Consider the following 16,905-nt stretch of genomic DNA (forward strand, 5'->3'; position numbering starts at 1 on the left):
CCTGCAACGCTCGTCTAAATCTCTTCCCTATTGTTCCATAGGCCTTCTATGTCTCGTCGCCCTGCCTCACTCGTTTGGATCCTACTTCTGACGTTGTTTGCAGGGTGCCGCGGCTGCACTCCGGGTGCGAACTCTTTGTCCACCAACCAAGAGGATGAAAAAAAGTCGAAACGCCTGGATCGAGACGAGATGCGTGCGATTCCCTATGCTCGCGAAACAGTGGGGATGTTTCTCAAGCCTGGTCATTGGTATCAAGCCAACCAGAAACTGACGGCCAATGAAGCAGACGAAGCCCTGGCAGCCAGTTTGATGATCTATGATCGCGATCGCAAACCTGTCCCCATTTACCCGGGCTACGCGCCGATCGACTTCCAACGAAAACTATCCCTCGCCCGTGGCCAGTCAAAGAACATCCGGTTGATGTTCTTTCAACCGGACGTCCCCGTGAACAACGAAGGGGAGGTCGACACTACGTCCACCAGCACACCGTCTTATTTGGGAATCGCCTATATCGAACGTCGGAGCGGTGTCCCGGTATATCTGGAGGAATTCCCCTCCCGTCTGCTGGACGGATACCAATACAACTTGATCACCCTCAGCGCCGATCCTGCTCGCTACATGTTTTGGCGCGGGTTGCCCTGCATGTTTTGGCCATCCAACGCGCGATTAACAAACGAACGATTCGCTCCACACAAAGTCTACGATCTCGACGAAGATGAAATCGCAGGTCAATTCCCCAGCCGATTCTTCGCGATGACCTCCATCTCTCACATCGTGATCAACGACGCATCTCCATCCCTCCTCTCCCGTGAACAACAGGATGCACTGCTCGACTGGCTATACTTCGGAGGAACCGTGGTGATCAATGGCCCTGACGCGGTAGGTGGCATCGATGGCTCCTTTTTCAAGGAGTTCGCTCCGATTCAAAACACAGCTACGACGGCGTGGACAGACGATGACAGCTCGAAGCTCAATTCCAAGTGGACGATCCGCCGTGCAGGCGATTCCTTAGTTCCGTTTCAGGCCGACCGAACGCTCTCCAAACTGACTGGCGATCTCGCGGAATCAAGTTCATGGATCGGTTCCCTCGAAGGGCTGGTGGCGGAACGACTGGTAGGACAAGGACGAGTCGTCATGACGACGTTCCCCATGTCGGATAGTTCGTTTGTTCGGTGGCCCTCATACGATTCACTGATCCACAACGCAATCTTGCGAAAGCCACCGCGAACCCTTTCTCCCGCCCCCGACATCGACACTCTCTATGCGGGTTCCTTACAAGGTACCGAGATGAATCCACTTCACTCTACCCGGTTGAGAATTTGGGCTCGCGATCTCGATATATCGATGATGACCAATCCAAAGCCGGACACACCCGTCAAAGATCAATCCGCGCGGTTTCCGGCATCGAAGAAAACAAGTCTCGGGGCTTGGAATCCCGATTCGGAAATTGTCCTCGCCGCGCGATCAGGACTGCAAGAAGCCTCAGGGATCACTGTTCCGCGTTTAGAAACCGTTATCAAGTTGCTGGTTGGGTATCTCATCGTTCTGGTCCCGTTGAACTGGTTGGTCTTCCGATTGGTCGGCCGAGTCGAGCTTGCTTGGGTGGCCGCTCCCATCATCTCGATCATCGGCGCGTTCGTTGTGGCGAGGAGCGTTCAATTGGACGTCGGATTCTCGAGAAGCCAGCAGACGTATGGAATTCTCGAGGCTCACGCCCAGCACCCCAGGGGGATCCTCTCCAGTTACACGGCCCTCTACACCTCTCTATCCACCCAATACAAAGCTCAGTACGAAGAAGACATCGGGATAGTTACTCCGATGCTACCTCCCAAAACCGATGCCCCCTTCTCACGGCGGACCGTGACGGCAAAAGTCCCCTACACCTACGCGGATTCCGAAGCGAGCGGTTTACAGAATCATTCGGTCCTCTCCAATACGACCGGGTTGCTGCAAGCCGAGGAGATGGTCGATCTAGGTGGAGGATTCCAAGCATCGTTCAATGACCAGGAAAACACGATCAGCTGGTCCAATGGTACGCAAATTCCCCTCTTGGATTTGGCGGTCCTTCAACTGAATCAACAGGGGGAACTACAAATTGGTTGGATCGGAGATCTAGCGACCGGTGAGTCCACAGAGGTGCAGTGGTTCGACGGTGACAAAATCGAACGCTGGCACCCGAACTGGGATAAAAACCCCATTTTGAAGAGGCCAGATGTGCTGCGAGCTGATGGCACCAAATGGCACGGCGATGAAGCGTTCGACGATTTGTACCTGGGTAGTCTTCTCGAGTTGGTCGCCAGTCAATATCCACTCGGTCGTGGCGAGTGCATCGCAATCGGATGGACCGATCAAGATAAAAGCCGACTAGCGATCGCGCCGTCCACAACACAAACGAAAAAACGCACGCTCGTCCTGCTCCACGCCAAAGCGTCCGAACTTCCCCCTGCACCGACCCCTGACGCCGGCATATTTCCCAGAATCGAGGAGAATGACGGAGCACCGTAGCACGCTCGCCAACTCGCAGATGAACGCCTGCCTGCCAGGGGGGAGTTAGGCCTGAAATGAGAACGACGAGGTCGACTCTTCGTACGACGCGGAGGTCGATTGAAAATGAGGCGGTGGCACCATGCCGCCGCTGCTTTCGATCGCTTCTTTGCGAACGAACATGGCCCACGTTTCCATCTCGATCTCTAAGATTTCAGAAACGTTTTGCATCGCTTCTGCGTCCCGTTCGACCACGACAGCAGCGATCAACTTCGACATGAAAACATACAGGTCCGTCGTGATCTGAGCAAGCTCATGCTTGGGATCGACAACACCTGCTAGCAATTCAGTGATGATATCCTGGATTCGCAATGCCCATTGGTCCGCCTCGGCATGCTTGCCTTGTTTCCACAGATCTTGGACAACAAGGGACAGTCCATGAGCTTTCTGAAGCAGCAGAAATCTCAGCTTCGCGGGAGTCGCTGACTCGACCTCTTGTCTCAGAAATGCTTCTTGTGAATCCATGGAACGCTCGATCGACCGTGACAACTTGAAAGGGCAGCAGAACCCTTACACTCTGCCCGACGAATCGGCATCCTTTGCGTTCCAGCTTGATTCTGCAGGCTCTTTTTTTGAATGGAAGAAGAACTGAAACGGCAAAACCGTTAAAGTCCAACAATGCTGCCTACGACGCGACATCGCGGAGGCAGTGTTGGTTCGCCATCGATATTCCACTCACAATCGCACCGACGATCCCCACGAAGCCTTGGTCGGTACCACACAAATACAAGTTCTTCAGACGCGTCGTCCCGTCCAGTTGCTTGACAGGGGCTCCATACACCGCGCCGTTGTCGTGAGACGTGAAGCGACGAATGGTCTTGGGAGTGAAAATATCGCTGTCGACGACGTTTCGTCTAAAGTCGGGAATAAACCGAACTGCCGACGCGACGGACTCATCGTACCAGCGATACTTGGCTCGTCGATATTCGTCCTCAGTTAACGACGACCATCGCTGGAAGTCGGCGATCGTTGTCAATCGCATCAAACCTGCTTCCAACTGTCCGTCATCGGGTGCGTAGTCGTAATTGTTGGGGGAGCAGATGACTCCCGTTCGAATATCGCACAACTCCGTCGTGGGTTTGGTCCAATGGAACGTTTCCGAGTCGTTGTAGAACACAATCGTTTTATCGAAACCGATATCGCGGGGCTGGCGATCAAGTACCGAGATGGATTCGATGAATGTCATCTCGCCCGCGGTCGCTACCTCCTCGACCGTCCGGTCTTCACATAGTCGCATCGTTTCGACGATTCCGGCACTTGATAGAATTCGATTCGCCCTCAGTTGGGTTCCGTCTTCCAATTCCACTCCGACGGCACGCCCCTCTTCGACACAGATCTTCGCGATGCCGCTTCGCAGTCGTAGTTCGCCACCCAGCTCGCGATAGCGTCGAACCAAATGCTTCAGGATCAATCGCACTCCCTTGAAGGGCCGGGCGAATCCCTCCAGAAAGATACTGCGAAACATGATGCAGAATTGCCCCCAGTCCATGTCGTGCTCCCGAGCGTTCCCATACCACATCAAGGGACAAAGAAGCATTTCGATGAGCAAGGGATCGCTGAAGATTTCGTTCAAGATCTGGCGCGTGGAGAGCTGAAAATCCTCCTGCTTGAGATCGTCGTAGTCGATCAATTGTCCAAGTAGTTTCTGAAATGCATCCTTCTGCTTAGGAAACTTTTGCTCGACCTCGGTTTGCAGTAGGTGGATATCGTTGTCAAAGTCCAAATGCACGCCGGGAAACGCAATCCGAGAACCGCACTGCTCTGCCAGTTGAAAATCTTCCCATCGAAACCGCAATTGCTTGAGGAGCCTGGCCAAGGGCCCTTTCTTGGTCCCCTTCGCCGTGAAATTCGTCATCGCATGGAGACCGACGTCGAAGTTTCTGCCGTTGAGCCGGTAGAAAGAATTCAGTCCGCCGATAGTCCAGTGCTTTTCCAGAATGCAAACCTTCTGGTCGTAGTGGGCCAATCGAATGCCCGCCGCCAAACCGCTCATCCCCGCACCGATAATGATGGTGTCGTAGGGTTCGTTCACTGTGAGCTTGGAAGGGGATGACATGGACGGATTTGCGTTGGTTGAGTTGGAAAGGTATCAACGAATTCTTAAAGGCCCGACATCAATCGAAGGTTTTGGACAGCGGCACCGCTGGCCCCTTTCCCTAAATTATCCAGCTTGGCAATCAATACCGCCTGCTGGAGCAAATCGTCTCCAAAGACGCTGAGCTCCATGCGATTGGTCCCGTTGAGCGATTGGGCTTCGACTCGTCCACTTTCCGTGGGCGGCACCACGCTCACAAATTCGCAACCCGCGTAATGCTCCCGAAGGCACTCTTCGAGCTGACGAATTTTGGAAACGCCTCGCAACAAATCGAAATGGACCGCGACCTCCACAATCATACCGCTGTGAAAGGAGCCGACCGACGGCAAGAAAATCGGTCTCCGTGTCAGCCCTGTGTACTTCTGCAATTCTGGAACATGCTTGTGCTTCAGTTGCAGGCCATAGACATCGAGGGGTGGTGCTTTTTGAGCAGGATCGGTCGCCTCGTAGGCTTCGATCATTTGCCGTCCCCCTCCCGAGTAACCGCTAAAACCCTGCACGACGAGCGGGTAATCGCTCGGCATCCAGCCGGCTTGGATGAGAGGCCGAGTGAGACCGATGCCTCCGGTCGGGTAACATCCAGGATTGGATACACGATCGGAAATCCGGATTCGTTCAGGCTGCCCGCGATCCAATTCAGGGAATCCGTACGTCCATCCCTCCGCCACGCGGTGGGCTGTGCTAGCGTCGATGATGCGCGGTTTCTTCGCGTTGGCAAGGGAGTCGACGAGCGCAACCGTTTCCCTGGCTGCATCATCATGCAGACAGAGAATGACGAAGTCGACACCCCCAAGAAGCTGCTTCTTCGCTTGGGGATCTTTTCTCGCCGCTGGGTCGATGCTTACCAATTCGAATTGAGGAAGCTCAACCAATCGTTCGCGGATTTGCAGACCTGTCGTTCCTGCCTCGCCATCGATAAAGATCCGTGCCATAGTGGGTTCCCTAGTTGGACTGCGCGATTACTTGACCACGAAATTGACCATACGTCCCGGAACGACGATCGCTTTCACAATCTGCTTTCCTTCGAGCAGTTCATGAATGCGTTCATGACCCCGCGCGGCCGCTTCCAGCTGTTCACCGGTCGCATCGGCCGGAACAAGCACCTTCGCGCGTACCTTGCCATTGATCTGCAAAGGGACCTCCACTTCGCTCGATTTCGTCAATGCTTCATCGAACGCCGGCCAAGGCTGGTAGGCGAGCGAGGTCGTATGCCCGAGCGCTTCCCACAACTCTTCAGCGATGTGGGGGGCATAGGGTGCTAATAGCAAGACGAGAGTCTCCATCGCCTTCTTCGGTCGAACGGCTTCTTTTGTAAAAAAGTTGACGAACTCCATCATCCGGGCGATCGGCGTGTTGACTCCGAGCGATTCGATATCCTTGGTGACGTTCATGATCGTGCTATGGATGACGCGATTCTGCTCCGGTGTCGGCGCGATATCTTGGACCGAGTCGACCAACGCGTTGGTGTCGCTTTGCGTATCGATCATGAGTCGCCAAACGCGATCGAGGAAATTGCGAACGCCATTGACCCCCTTCGTGCTCCAAGGCTTGGTCGCCTCCAAAGGGCCCATAAACATTTCGTAGAGACGAAGCGAATCGGCACCATATTCGGAAACCACCGAATCTGGATTGATGACGTTTCCTCGCGACTTGGACATCTTGTGGGCGCGGCTATCCACGCGAATCGACTCATCAGCGAGGAGAACAAAGCAATCCCCGGATTTGGTTACGGCGGTCTCGTCGACCTTGACCGATTGAACCGGTTGCTTGGTCGCGCGCTCGACAAATCCCGATTCCCCTTTTTCGATCGATGCGGTGCTGACCCACGTGGAATCGCTCCTTTGATACCCGGTGAATTCCACTTCACCTAGAATCATCCCTTGGTTCACCAGCTTCTGAAACGGCTCCGGATGCGAAACATGTCCGCGATCGTAAAGGACCTTGTGCCAGAACCGCGCATAGAGCAGGTGTAGAACGGCGTGCTCGGCTCCACCGACGTAAAGATCGACGGGCATCCACGCTCGCTCCTTCTCTCGATCGACCAGGGCCTTGTCGTTGTTGGGGTCGATAAATCGCAAGTAATACCAGCAGGAACCGGCCCACTGCGGCATGGTGTTCGTTTCGCGGCGATAACGCTTTCCATCGATTGTGACGTATAGCCACTCGTCCGCAGCCTTCGCTAAAGGGGGCTCAGGGCGACCATGGGGTTTGAAATCCTCGAGGTGAGGCAAATCAACAGGGAGTTGATCGCGATCCACGCCCCGCATCCGACCCGTCGGATTTCCGTCCGAATCCAGCTCATGAAGGATCGGGAAGGGTTCGCCCCAGAATCGCTGCCGACTGAAAAGCCAATCTCGCAGTTTGTAGTTCACCGCACCCTTGGCAATGCCCGATTCTGAAAGAATCGAAATCATCTTTGCTTTCGCGTCGTCGGTTCCCAAACCGTCGAGCGGCCCACTGTTCATCGCTTTGCCCGGCCCCGTGTAGCACGCAGTCCCGTCGAGAATGCTCTGCAATGCCTCCCCGGCACATTCGGGGCGCACGACGCAAACCACGGGCAAATGGTAAGCAGTCGCGAACTCGAAATCGCGATCATCGTGCGCAGGAACAGCCATGATGGCTCCCGTTCCATATCCAATCAGCACATAGTCGGCGATCCAAACGGGAATGGGAGTTCCCGTGACGGGGTTGATCGCATACGCACCTGAGAAGACACCGGTCTTTTTCTTGTCCCCGTCGGTACGATCTCGATCGCTCTTGAATGCAGCTGCCTCGCAGTACTTGACTACCGCTTCTTTCTGAGCGGACGTAACAATCTTCTTAACAAGTGGGTGTTCCGGAGCGATGACCATGTAGGTCGCGCCATAGAGAGTATCTGGACGCGTCGTGTAAACGCGGATCGAGTCATCCGGCTGGACTTCGGGGAAAGGTCGTGTTGCGCGAGATGCCTTCCATGATGCGAAGGCCTCCGCGCTGCAAACCGGGAAATCCACTTCGGCACCCGTGCTGCGACCGATCCAGTCGGCTTGCAGTTTTTTGATGCTCGGAGACCAGTCCAAAGCATCGAGATCGTTCAATAGTCGATCGCCGTAGGCGGTGATTCGGAGCATCCACTGCCTCAATGGGATGCGTTGAACGGGATGGCTACCCCGCTCGCTCTTTCCATCGATCACTTCCTCGTTGGCCAATACCGTACCGAGACCGGGGCACCAGTTCACCAGCGCCTCATCCTGATAGGCCAATCGATGGCGGTCTCGATAGGCTGCGACGGCATGCTCACCGGCCGATTGCACGTCCGAAGGGATGGGCAGTTCGGCGATGGGACGTCCTTTTTGTTGCGCGGGGTCGTACCAAGTATCGAATAGCTCGAGGAAGATCCACTGGGTCCATTTGAAATAGGCGACGTCGGTGGTTGCCAAACTTCGATCCCAATCGTAAGAAAAGCCCAACATCTTCAACTGGCGTGTGAAGTTGGCGATGTTCTTTTCCGTACTTACGCGAGGCGGCGTATTGGTCCGGATCGCATACTCCTCGGCGGGAAGCCCAAAGGCATCGTACCCCATTGGGTGCAAAACGGTCTTGCCACGCATTCGGGAATAGCGAGCGACGATATCGGTCGCAGTGTACCCCTCAGGGTGACCTACGTGGAGGCCTTCACCGCTGGGGTAAGGGAACATGTCCAAGACATAGACCTTATCACCTGCAGGCAACTCGGGGCATCGAAAGGTTTTGTTCGATTCCCAATAGTTTTGCCACTTGGGTTCGATAACGGCGGGGTTGTAACGAGGCATTCTGTCTGTCGTCTGTGGAAATCAGTCGGATCGGAAAGGAATCACGCAGAGTGGATCGCACGTCCATCGACAGCGAGCGCCGCTTCGTGGACGACTTCTGCCAACGTCGGGTGGGCGTGGCAGCTGCGGGCGATGTCTTCGCTGCTAGCACCGTACTCCATCGCAATCGATGCTTCTGCGATCAGATCGCCAGCCCGCGCACCGATGATATGGACACCCAGGACGCGATCTGTTTTCGCATCCGCCAGAATCTTGACTCGGCCTTCGATATCCCCAAGGGTCCTAGCTCGGCCGTTCGCACCGTAGGGACCTACTCCCTTGCGATACTCGACCCCCGCTTGCTTGAGCTGCTCTTCCGTCTTTCCAACCGTCGCGATCTCAGGATGAGTGTAAACGATGGCGGGGATGCAATCGTAGTTGAAGTGAGCGTGAATACCGGCGATCCGTTCGACGCACACAACCGCTTCTTCCATGGCTTTGTGCGCGAGCATGGCTCCTCCAATCAAATCCCCGACGGCGTAGATGCTGGGGACAGCCGTGCGATAGGTAGACAAATCGACCGGGACAAACCCTCGTTTGTCGGTTTCTATTCCGACCGTTTCGAGGCCGATGTTGTGAGAGTTGGGGACCCGACCTGCAGCGAGCAGAACGCGGTCGCAGACGATGGGTTCCGCTCCCTTGCAGCGAACCACACACTTGCCATTTTCTACCTTCGCGCTCTCGACCCACGAGTTAAGCCGGAACTCGATTCCTTGGCGAGTGAAGATACGCTGGGCCATTTGGCTCAATTCGTTGTCCATTCCGGGCAAGATGCGGTCCATGGCTTCGAGCACGATGACCTTGCTACCCAAACGGTTCCAGACCGAGCCGAGCTCCAACCCGATGTAGCCCCCGCCAATAACGACGAAATTCTCGGGTACGGCAGGATAAGACAGGGCGGCGGTACTGTTCCCGATCAAGTTTCCATCCTCTTCGACTCCTCGCATGGAAGCGGGGCGGGAACCGGTCGCCAGGATAATATGCTTGGCTTTGATCATGACCGTTTCGCCGGTGAGGAGCCGAACGACGACCGTATTGGGGTCGTGCAGTTGCCCGAGACCGTTGTAACCGGTGACCTTGTTCTTTTTGAAAAGGAGGTCGATCCCGCCGGTTAACGTTTGAACAACTTGGTCTTTGCGTTTCATCATCGCAGCCAAATCCAATTGGACCTGGCCGACCACGACTCCATGATTCCCCAATCCTGCCTTCGTGTCGTGATAGATGTGACTGGATTCGAGAAGGGCTTTGCTCGGGATACATCCGATGCGGAGACAGGTTCCACCGAACTTGTTGTTCTCGTCGATGCAAGCGGCATTCATACCCAGTTGCGCTGCTCGAATGGCGGCGACGTAACCACCGGGGCCACCCCCGAGCACAACCACATCGTGTTCAATAGTCTTCATGGTGCTTTCGTTTTTTTAGAATTGGGCCAGCCGGAACCTTGGAACCGTCACAAAGCTTATCCGTTGAGCTCTAAATTCCAAGGTCCAACGGGCTGAATCCCCGAATGGGAAACGCTTGGTGGGAACTCGTGCATGGGGTGGAATGGGGGGAGGAGGGTTTCAACGGGTGCAAAACCGGTAAACTGAGCAACCTATGATTTCCAAACAAATCGATCGGTGGATCGAATGGACCAAATGGCCGGTTGCCACCCTCGCGACGCTCACGGTTCCCATCACATTGGTTTCCATGGGGCGCTGGCTGTACGCGTCCCTGGCATCGCCCGTTTATTTGGTCATGTTTCTCGCCGGTCTCGGGCTGATTCTGTTCGCTTCTCGTACCTCGTTCGCATCGTCGCGCGTCGTCCGCACTCTCTTTCGGCTTCTGCATGACGCCACGCAAGTTGTCGTGGCGACCCTTTTGTTTCACCCGGTGGTTGCGATTCGGCGCAAAACCAACACCCCGGACTTGTCCCGAGTTCGGTGGCTCGGAAAAGGAAACTGGGTTCTGTTGGCAGCCCCCTATGCCTTTCCACTCTCTACGCTATTGGTCTGGATACCCTCTGTGATCTTGTTTGCCTCGCTGCGCTCGGCCATGCTGGGTTTTGGACTAGGACTTCACTGGGTTTACTTGGTTCACCACTGGAGAACAGGAACCAGCGAATTGAGACGATTGGGGAATCTGTTTTGTTGGATGTTTCTCCCCGCAGTGAATCTCGTGGTCGCAGGGGTCATCTTTGCCTTTGCGATCGGAGGATTTTCCGGTGTGGGCAACTTTCTGGTTGATTGGTTCTCGCTCCCTTGGGATACTTGGAGTTCGATTCGCTCATGGCTCGAATCGCCCCTCCCCTCACCGAAAGCATCATGACGCATTCCCACCTTCGCCCTGCTTCCCGTTTCGCGGGCGCGGCAGGCTTGTTGTTCGCCTCCACCTTGGCTGGCTCGCAGATCCTTCTGTCGGGTTCCGGTAACGCGTTTGCGAAGCCCATTCTTGCTGCTGCAGCGAACAGCCAGCCAGCAACACCTGCTCAGGACGCGGTCGCCGCGACGAGTTTTTTGCAGGCCAACGACACCGTGGCTTGGATAGGCTCAGGGTTCACAGAGCGGATGCAGCAATCCAATTGGATCGATCTGGTCCTCACCGCTGCCGATCCGAGCTTGAAGTTCCGAAATATCGGCTGGAGCGGAGACACGGTTTTTGGTGACGCTCGCGGGGTTTTTGGGGGCCGGGAAGATGGCTTCAAACGCCTGCTGGGAGATCTGGATAAAGCCAAAGCAACGGCTGCGATCGTCTGCTACGGGGAGAACGAGTGCCGCGAAGGGGCAGCCGGGCTCGAGGCCTTCGAAAATGGATACCGAAAGCTGCTCCAGCAATTGGCGGATCGCAAATTGCGCGTTGCTCTAGTCCTCCCTCGACTGTTCGAGGAATCGGCAGTGCCGAACGCGAAGTATTGGAACGGACAACTGCACACCTACAACACGGCGACGCGACGCATCGCTGCCGAACTCAAACTCCCCGTCATCGACTTGGAGAAATTCCATGCGGACAAAAAACTAACCAGCGATGGAATCTACTGGACTCCCGATGGCTATCGACTGGCTGGAATCGAGATGGCTCAGCAGTTGGGATTGACGATCCCCGACTCGTGGCGACGTCAATTCGAGGAAACGCCAAACGCAGCGACCCTCGCTAACTATCGCGACTTGATCCGTCAAAAGAACGAGTGGTTTTTTCATTACCATCGTCCACAAAACGAGACCTATCTCTTCCTGTTCCGAAAGCATGAGCAAGGAAACAATGCTGCCGAACTGGAACAAATTACCCCGGAGATTGCATCGCTCGAAGATCGCATTCGCCAAGCGCTGTCACCGCGGTAAGCCCCCCGACCGGATAACTTCCTGGCTTCGTTAGTCCTCGGGCCAGTTCGTATCGGGCCAGTTCGTATCGGGCCAGTTCGTATCGGGCCAGTTCGTATCGGGCCAGTTCGTATCGGGCCAGTTCGTATCGGGACTCCTTGGATTGCGTCTCGCAGGCGCTCTTATCGGGCGTCGTCCTTCCAGTCGCTATCCTTCCCCATAAACAACAAATGTTGCTGGGGCAAGCGATCGTATTGGCGGACGGGTTTGAATCCGTTCGCCTTGAATTCCTTGATCGCCTGGGCCTTTGTCATCTTATGCTCGGGCTTGATCGGCACCGTCGGATCTTCGGCCCGAAACTCGACCAAGGCAATCACACCCTCCGGTTTCAGAGCTTTGCGGATAGCAGCCAGCATATGGACGGGGTGGGAAAACTCATGGTACACATCGACCATGAGTACAAGATCGATTGACTCGGGCTCTAACTTCGGGTCCCAAAGCTCACCGAGGATGGTGTCGATATTGCGCACCTTCCGATCTTCCATCTTTCGCGAGAGCGCTTGCAGCATCTCCGGTTGAATGTCGACGGCCAAGACGCGTCCCGAAGGAGCTACCTGGGTCGCCATTTGAAAGGTGTAGTACCCATCCCCCGAGCCCATATCGCACACCACCATCCCGTCGCGCAGTTGGAGCTGCTCGAGCATTTCGCTCGGTTTTTCTTCATCGACTCGTTCTGGGCGATTGAGCCACGGGATGCCATGGTAGCTCATCGGCAATGCGATCCGTCGCCCCATGTAGGTTGTCAAACCTTTCGGCGGTCTGCTGATCGCCGTTTTCTCACCGGTTGCAGGTTTCTCCGCCAAGCCTGTCTGAGCGAAGGCACGAAGATCGAACCCCAAAAGGACCAGAAGAGCCAATGCGAGGAACCGAACGATTGAAAACCGGAAAGTCATCAGACATCCTCGAGGGGTAAAGGTTCGAAATGAGGCTGTTTGGTGGAGTCGAGATAGGACTCCAAAATGATATGCGCCGCAATCTTGTCGAGCTGCTTCTTACGCTGCTTATGGGTCAGCTCCAAATCGCGGAGCATGCGGTTGGCCAACGCAGTGGTATACCGTTCGTCAATGAAGCGGACCGGCCGATCGGTTTCGTCGCGAAGCCACTTGGCAAACTCTCGGACCTCTTTCGACTTCACGCTTTCCCGTCCATCGCAGTGGATGGGAAGTCCCAGGACCCAGCCGCCAATCTGATTTTCTTTGGTGATTCGCAAAAAATACTGGCGATCTTGCTCAGGACCTTTGCGGGTGTAGGTCTCCAATGGATTGGTCCAGGTGCGGCTGGGATCGCACAAAGCCACGCCTATCCGCACGGTTCCGTAATCGACACCTGCCAATCTGCCTGAATCGGGCCAGCCATCCACCGTATTCGTGGTGTTCTCCAACTTACCTATCCTTAAGAGGGTTGCCTATCTTCTCTTGTGGCCGCCGAGGGGTTCGGGATATGGTCCCGCGCGTCGAGAAAGGTTACAAGCCGATTTCCCAATCCTTCCAAGGAGATCTCCATGCATCGAAATACAAAGTTGGCCGTTCGCTTCTTCGGGGCAGCTGGACTCGCCTTGTGTCTCGGGAACAAACCTGCCACAGCACAGGACTCACTCGATTTTAACGAGGCGGAAAGGATGATGTCCCTCCACACCGTTGAACTACGAGACCAATTGGTGTTTGGGCTTCGCACGACACAAACGGGGCAACAAGCTTTCATCGACCACGTTATCGCTCGGGTTGAGGCGGGAGATATCCCACGGTCCATGGTGAACGTCGTCTTTGTTTGGGCTCGCAAACGCAACCCCCGCATCCCCTACCCCTACTTCGAAATCGCTTTGCGATTGTTGGCCGAGAGACGCGGTGTCGTCTTTCCTGAAACGGATTCGATCGTCATCGCTCAGCCTTAATGCCCCATGATGGGGATCGCCGTTCGCTCGGATCCTTCCGTTTCCACGGAGGGCATTCAATGTTGCGATCAATAATCGAGCGCCGCCCCCCCGTCCGCTTCAATGGCCTGGCCCGTTAAGAAACTGCTATCTTCGGTCGCTAAAAATAGGCAGACCTTTCCGATCTCGTCCGGCGATGCCATGCGCCCCAATGGTTGCAACCTCGCAATCCGATCGAGTGCCGCTTTAGGATCCGGCAACGTCGCCGCCCAATCCCGCATCAAGGGTGTATCGACATTGCTGGGGAGTATCGCATTGACGCGAACGCCATCCTCGGCGGTTTCCAACGCCAATGATTTGGTGAAGGAGACTTGAGCCCCTTTGCTGGCCGCGTAAGCCGTCGAATTCCTCTGCCCCAAAACTGCGGTCATGGAGGAGATGTTGACGATCGTACCTCGCGTGGCACGCAGATGCCGAAGGGCATGGTACGAGCAAGCATACGTGCTGGCAAAGTTGATTTGCATTACCCGCATCGCTTCCTCCGGAGGCATCGCCTCGATCGGAGTGTCGGGCGGATGAACACCCGCATTATTTACCAAACAATGCAATGCACCGAAGCGTGAGACAACTTGCTCCATGGCATCGAGAACTTGTTGCGGCACCGCGACATCAACCTGCAAGATTTGAAGGCGATCGGAATAGGTGGGAGACAAGTCCTCGACGAGTTTCGCCAATGCGTTGGCATCGCGATCCCAAGCCGCAGCGAATGCCCCCTCCCGGAGGAACACCTCGATGCACCCGCGTCCGATCCCCTTCGCTCCACCTGTGACAATGACGACTCGATCCTTAAAACGCATGCTTGTTCTATTTTCTCGCAACTTGAAGCTTCAAACGCTTTCCGTTTCGCCATACTTCGATCGAGATTGGGCTATCCTTCTCTCGAGCGGTTAGCAAATGACGGATGACGTCGGTTTCGCGTGTAAAATCCGTTCGTCCTTCGATGGCGACAATCCAGTCGTCCTTCTTTACTCCAGCGACTTGCGCGCGATTATGCGGAGCATATTGACCGACATGCCCGACTCGAAACAACGCACCTTCCGGTGCATCTTTACGTTCCGAATCGGTCAAGTCTTTGAGGACCATTCCGCCGAGGGCGATGCGACGCAACTCCCACGTCGAAACGCGCCACGCAATATCATCGTTCGACTTCCAGTCGTCCGCGAGCTGCAATTGCAGAGTCGCTCGAGTTCCACCCCGCTCCACGACAACCGGGATCACCTCCGGTCGATTGGAGCGTTTATGAAGCACCCATTGCAAATCGGCAATGCTCAGGGGAGCTTCGCCTCCGAATTCCACGATACGGTCTCCTGCCTTCAATCCCGAGCGATCCGCGAACGAGTCTGCGGTCACCGACTTGATGGTCGAGCACGCATCGACATCCATGATCAGCCCGATCGACTTCGGATGCGGATAGGGGAACAATAGCTTTTCAGGAAGTCCCTCCGGGAGATTCAGCGTCAACGCAAACGCCTTTTGTGCGTCTCCGATCTGATGGCAATGGATGCAATTCTTGACGGGCTGATCATCGAGATTCAGTTTCGCTGGATACTTCGTCAGAGTGGGAAACTGCTGAGGCTCTTCGATAGTCTCCACTTGGTTGCCCGCATTGGGAATAAGCGTGGAGAGCGGCAGTTCCGACGACTGCTTTCCGGCTAGCAACGGGCGGACGGAATCGTAATTCTCATACCAGCTGAGGACTTGCTTCATGGCCTCTGCAAGCCCTTCGATGGACACATCGTCTTTCCATTCGGAGTGGTGGGATCGAGTTCCGTATCGGCCCATCAAGGTTCCATCGGGATGGAAAAACAGGACGGTAAAGGACTGATCAAAATCGAATTGGATGCGTTTTAAATCCACGCCATTATTGGAAATTTGTCTGACACGCACAAAGCGCTTGAGCCCCTCGAGGATCTCACTATTTTGTTCCATCAAATCATCATCCAGTTTGACGCATTCCACGCAGGGAATGCATCGAAACACCACCATGAGCGGTTTGCTGGTTCGCTGGGACTCAGCGAACCCTGCCGCCATGTCGTTGTAATGCCAAAGTCCTGATTTCGACACTCGAAGCCGATCGTTGCGGACCTTCTCTTCCCGCGTTTGCGACAACGCAGTGGAGGGAACCAGAAACGAGGCTAGGACAAAACTGACAAACGCCATACGCATGGAAGGAACTCCGGGTCAAGGTGGGATATGGGAGGGAAGATGGAGGGCACAGGCGGTTACGAACCGAGATGTTCCTTGAAGAAGGCGACGGTTCGTTCCCAAGCGAGTTTCGCGGCGGCCTCATCGTAACGCGGAGTGGAGTCGTTGTGGAACCCATGGTTCACACCAGGGTAAACGAAGGCCTGGTGCTTTACTTTATTCTCCTGGAGCGCTTTCTCAAAAGCAGGCCACCCGGCGTTGATACGTTGATCTAGCTCCGCATAGTGAATCAACAGCGCCGCTTTGATCTTGGGTACATCCTCCAGGCTGGGCTGGCTTCCGTAAAAAGGTACCCCTGCCTGAATCACATCTGGAATGCGGACAGCCAGTTGATTGACGACGCCGCCACCGTAGCAAAATCCGACCGCACCAACTTTACCTGTAGAAAGCGGATGGGATTGGAGGGTCTGCGCGGCGGCGATGAAATCCTCCAGCATCTCCGCCGGCTTGCGTGAAGCCTGCATCTTACGTCCTTCGTCATCGGTTCCCGGGTAACCGCCTAAAGGGCTCAGCGCGTCGGGAGCGAGAGCCAGGAAACCATCCGTTGCCAACCGGCGCGCGACGTCGGCGATATAAGGATTGAGGCCACGATTCTCGTGAATGACGAGAACCGCAGGGAACTTGGTCCCCTCCTTTTTGGGGCGTGCCAATAGCCCTTTGATCTTTCCTCCCCCTTTCGGGGAATCGTACTCGAACGTCTCCGTCTTGATTCTCGCATCATCCGGAGCGACTTGCTGCGCCCAAGCATAATTCGGCGTAAGGCCTTCGATGATCGCTTCTGCAGTTACCCCGGCGGTCGCAATCGCTGCGATGCGCTGCGAGAAGTCGCGGCGAGTTAATCGTCCGTGCGCATAATCATCATAAAGATCCAACGCACGCTGATCGAAATCGGAAGCGTTCTTGCGGTTCATGAGAATCCTCGTCGGGGAAAATGGGGAAGTAAAG

The 16,905-nt window shown here is 55.3% G+C and carries 14 protein-coding genes; 4 read left to right on the forward strand and 10 right to left on the reverse strand.

The window, feature by feature from the left end:
- Positions 1-189 precede the first annotated feature (189 nt).
- Entirely contained in the window at positions 190-2,505 is a 2,316-nt protein-coding gene (locus tag VN12_RS09020; RefSeq protein WP_168164306.1) for a hypothetical protein, read from the forward strand.
- Positions 2,506-2,550: 45 nt separating this feature from the next.
- Here VN12_RS09020 and fliS read toward each other — a convergent pair whose 3' ends face one another.
- From fliS to lpdA, 5 genes are all read right to left on the reverse strand, one after another.
- Positions 2,551-3,009 (reverse strand): flagellar export chaperone FliS, encoded by a 459-nt coding sequence (gene fliS, locus VN12_RS09025; protein WP_146676512.1) that lies wholly within the window; start codon positions 3,007-3,009, stop codon positions 2,551-2,553.
- A gap of 160 nt (positions 3,010-3,169) precedes the next feature.
- On the reverse strand, positions 3,170-4,600 hold the full coding sequence (locus VN12_RS09030; protein WP_146676513.1) for a phytoene desaturase family protein: 1,431 nt from the start codon (positions 4,598-4,600) through the stop codon (positions 3,170-3,172).
- Between the two features lie 44 nt (positions 4,601-4,644).
- Positions 4,645-5,571, reverse strand: coding sequence for an N-acetyl-gamma-glutamyl-phosphate reductase (gene argC, locus VN12_RS09035; protein ID WP_146676514.1), 927 nt, complete (start codon positions 5,569-5,571; stop codon positions 4,645-4,647).
- A gap of 27 nt (positions 5,572-5,598) precedes the next feature.
- Positions 5,599-8,430 (reverse strand): leucine--tRNA ligase, encoded by a 2,832-nt coding sequence (leuS, locus tag VN12_RS09040; protein WP_146676515.1) that lies wholly within the window; start codon positions 8,428-8,430, stop codon positions 5,599-5,601.
- A gap of 41 nt (positions 8,431-8,471) precedes the next feature.
- Positions 8,472-9,872, reverse strand: coding sequence for a dihydrolipoyl dehydrogenase (lpdA, locus tag VN12_RS09045; RefSeq protein WP_146676516.1), 1,401 nt, complete (start codon positions 9,870-9,872; stop codon positions 8,472-8,474).
- A gap of 193 nt (positions 9,873-10,065) precedes the next feature.
- Here lpdA and VN12_RS09050 point away from each other — a divergent pair, with 193 nt between their 5' ends.
- The gene (locus VN12_RS09050) at positions 10,066-10,776 is read left to right on the forward strand and encodes a hypothetical protein (protein ID WP_146676517.1); all 711 of its coding nucleotides are present in this window, start codon (positions 10,066-10,068) and stop codon (positions 10,774-10,776) included.
- Complete coding sequence (locus VN12_RS09055; RefSeq protein ID WP_146676518.1) at positions 10,737-11,786, forward strand: GDSL-type esterase/lipase family protein; 1,050 nt, start codon at positions 10,737-10,739, stop codon at positions 11,784-11,786. Before VN12_RS09050 ends, VN12_RS09055 begins: the two co-directional genes overlap by 40 nt.
- Positions 11,787-11,947: 161 nt before the next feature.
- Here the strand turns inward: VN12_RS09055 and VN12_RS09065 are convergent, their stop codons facing one another.
- Positions 11,948-12,718 (reverse strand): class I SAM-dependent methyltransferase, encoded by a 771-nt coding sequence (locus VN12_RS09065; protein ID WP_146676519.1) that lies wholly within the window; start codon positions 12,716-12,718, stop codon positions 11,948-11,950.
- Entirely contained in the window at positions 12,718-13,206 is a 489-nt protein-coding gene (gene ruvX, locus VN12_RS09070) for a Holliday junction resolvase RuvX (protein ID WP_240491373.1), read from the reverse strand. The genes VN12_RS09065 and ruvX overlap by 1 nt, the downstream gene beginning before the upstream one ends.
- A 120-nt stretch (positions 13,207-13,326) precedes the next feature.
- Here ruvX and VN12_RS09075 point away from each other — a divergent pair, with 120 nt between their 5' ends.
- Entirely contained in the window at positions 13,327-13,716 is a 390-nt protein-coding gene (locus VN12_RS09075; protein WP_146676520.1) for a hypothetical protein, read from the forward strand.
- 68 nt (positions 13,717-13,784) lie between these two features.
- On the opposite strand, the gene VN12_RS09080 is transcribed toward VN12_RS09075, so the two are convergent.
- The 3 genes from VN12_RS09080 to VN12_RS09090 are packed head-to-tail and all read right to left on the reverse strand — an operon-like array spanning position 13,785 to position 16,871.
- Positions 13,785-14,552 (reverse strand): SDR family NAD(P)-dependent oxidoreductase, encoded by a 768-nt coding sequence (locus VN12_RS09080; protein WP_146676521.1) that lies wholly within the window; start codon positions 14,550-14,552, stop codon positions 13,785-13,787.
- Between the two features lie 7 nt (positions 14,553-14,559).
- Positions 14,560-15,921 (reverse strand): Trx7/PDZ domain-containing (seleno)protein, encoded by a 1,362-nt coding sequence (locus VN12_RS09085; protein ID WP_146676522.1) that lies wholly within the window; start codon positions 15,919-15,921, stop codon positions 14,560-14,562.
- 56 nt (positions 15,922-15,977) lie between these two features.
- Positions 15,978-16,871 (reverse strand): dienelactone hydrolase family protein, encoded by an 894-nt coding sequence (locus VN12_RS09090; protein WP_146676523.1) that lies wholly within the window; start codon positions 16,869-16,871, stop codon positions 15,978-15,980.
- Positions 16,872-16,905: the final 34 nt, after the last annotated feature.

Source organism: Pirellula sp. SH-Sr6A (assembly GCF_001610875.1).
Classification (GTDB): domain Bacteria; phylum Planctomycetota; class Planctomycetia; order Pirellulales; family Pirellulaceae; genus JBKCUI01.